Source organism: Amycolatopsis sp. SID8362 (genome assembly GCF_010550475.1).
GTDB lineage: Bacteria > Actinomycetota > Actinomycetes > Mycobacteriales > Pseudonocardiaceae > Amycolatopsis > Amycolatopsis eburnea.
The window spans coordinates 1-2,218 of record NZ_JAAGNB010001143.1 but is presented as its reverse complement, the minus strand read 5'-3'; the positions used below and the strand labels follow the sequence as shown (position 1 = coordinate 2,218).

At 69.5% G+C, this 2,218-nt stretch carries 1 protein-coding gene and 1 pseudogene; both read right to left on the bottom strand.

The window, feature by feature from the left end; genetic code table 11:
• Nucleotides 1–48 precede the first annotated feature (48 nt).
• Complete coding sequence (locus G3I65_RS35445) at nucleotides 49–1,887, bottom strand: dynamin family protein (protein ID WP_160699960.1); 1,839 nt, start codon at nucleotides 1,885–1,887, stop codon at nucleotides 49–51.
• A 26-nt stretch (nucleotides 1,888–1,913) separates the two neighbouring features.
• Nucleotides 1,914–2,218: pseudogene (locus G3I65_RS35440) on the bottom strand (glycoprotein); the annotation flags it as partial.

Below are 2,218 nucleotides of genomic sequence, written 5' to 3'. Positions count from 1 at the left end.
CGGCGCACGCGCGGGCGACGAACCCGCGGACCTGGACGTAGAGCGGGGTCACCGTGCCACCGCCTTCGGCTTGGGCGCGCTGCGGAAGGTGAGTTCGTCGGCGCGGCGCTCGAGCACTTCGAGCGCTTCGATGTCGGCCTCGAGCCGGGTGAGCTCGGCGGCCTCGGCGTCGTCGTCGACGACCGCCTTCTTCGCGTTGGCCAAGGCTTCGGTGAGGGACCGCTGGAGTTCTTCGACGCGCGCGCTGTAGGCGTCGCGGAGTTCTCTTTGGACGGTCCGCATCGCGTCGCGCGAGTCCTTGCCGACCTGGAGGTTGAACTCGTCGACGAACCGGCGCACCGCGGTCTTGGCCAGGCCGCGGCGTTTCTCCAGCTGCCGCTTGCGTTCGTCGAGGAAGCCCGACCGGCCCATCAGCAGGCCGGCCGCCACGCCGAACGGCGTCGGGATCGCCAGCGCGGCCATCTTCGTCAGCATGGAGAACATCAGGAAGCCGCTGTAGGCCTTCTGGAACGCGGCCATCCCGGTGGCGCCGCGGGTCTTGACGCCGGTGAAGGACGCGTCGATGTCGATCTCCGCCACGACCTTCACCGGCGCCTGGACCTCGCGCGGCAGCACGGCCTGGGACTCGGCGAGCTCGAAGTGGTCGGCGACCCGGGTGGCGAGTCCCCTGGCCTGCTTGACGAACGTCGTGTAGTTCTCGAGCGTCTCGTTCGCCAGGCGCTGCCGCAGCCACTTCTCGAACTCGGGCCAGTTCTTGGCCGGGTCACCGTCCTCGATGGCCTCTTCGGCCTCGTGCAGCACCCCGCGGGAACGGGCGCGCAGGTCGTAGTCCACATCGGACGAAATGTCGGCGAAGCCGTCGAAGAGCAGCTGCTGCCACTTGGCGGACTGGCTGCGCAGCGCGTCGACGCGGTCGTTGACCCGCCCCAGCTCCGCGACGAGCGCGGCGGATTGCTCGGGGTGCGCGAGCGCGGTGCGGCGGGCGCGCAGGGTGGCGTGCAGCTGCCCGACCGCGGACCCGACGTGCAGGCCGACGGCGTTGAGCGCCGAGCGCTCGGCGTCGCCGACGACGCCCTGCAGGCGCTTGACCAGCTGCGGGAACCCGGACTCGACGTTCATCTCCTGGTCGGCCGAGCGGGCCGCGATGGTGCGCAGCTCCGAGGACACGGCGACGGTGTCGATGCTGAGGCCGCACGCTTCGAGGTGGCCGGCGTTGAGCTCGAGGATGCGCCGCCACTGCGGGTAGAGGTCGATCTTGGTGAGCACGAAGAAGACACTTGGGCAGAGTTCCTTGACCGTCCGGAGGAACCGAAGTTCGGCGCCGGTGAGTTCCTGGGACGCGTCGGAGAGGAACAGGACGGCGTGCGCCCGCGGGAGCGAGCTGACGGTGACGGCGTTGTGCAGCGAGCCGAGCCCGCCGACGCCGGGGGTGTCGACCAGCACCAGCCCACCGGACAGCAGCTGGCGGCTGATCGACGCGGTGACCGACTTGAGCTTCCGCAGGTTGCCGGGATTCCCGGCTTCACTGACGTGACTCGGCAGGTCATCGAGGGAGATCCGCTCGGTCCACGGCGGCGCCGACGGATCGGCAGGCTCGTAGGTCGCCAGCGCCCCGGACTCCGGCGCGAACCGCACGACGGTCGGCACCGCGGTCGCGATGTCGTCGTCGACCGGGCAGATCTTGGCCGTCAGCAGCGCGTTGATGAGCGAACTCTTGCCCTGCTTGAATTCCCCGACGACGTACACGGTGACGTCCGGTTCGGACAGCAGGCGCCGGGCGTCGGTGAGGCGCTGGACGAGATCGTCCCGCCCGTAGGCCTTCGCCCCCTTGACCGCGAGGTCGAGGGTGTCGAGGGCGACGCGCCCCCCGCCACTCGGCTCCTGCATGACCGCTCCTCTGCGCTTACGCCGGCTCAGTAGTGCTCGACGTCGTGGTGGTGGTCCACGTGGTGGTCGTGGTCGTGGGCGATGTGGTGGTCCTCGTGCTCGTGGTGCTCGGTGGCCGCCTGCTCGTTGAACTGGTTGCCGTGGCCGTGGGCTTGTTCGTTCTGGAAGATGTTGCCGTGGCCGCCCGTGGAGGCCTGCTCGTTGAACTGGTTGCCGTGGCCGCCGTGGGCCTGTTCGTTCTGGAAGATGTTGCCGTGGCCGCCGGTCGAGGCCTGCTCGTTGAACTGGTTCCCACCGTGACCACCGGAACCCTGCTCGTTCTGGAAGATGT

Excerpts from the sequence above, each read along its gene's own strand:
- G3I65_RS35445 (WP_160699960.1), bottom strand. The coding sequence starts at position 1,887 with ATGCAGGAGCCGAGTGGCGGGGGGCGCGTCGCCCTCGACACCCTCGAC.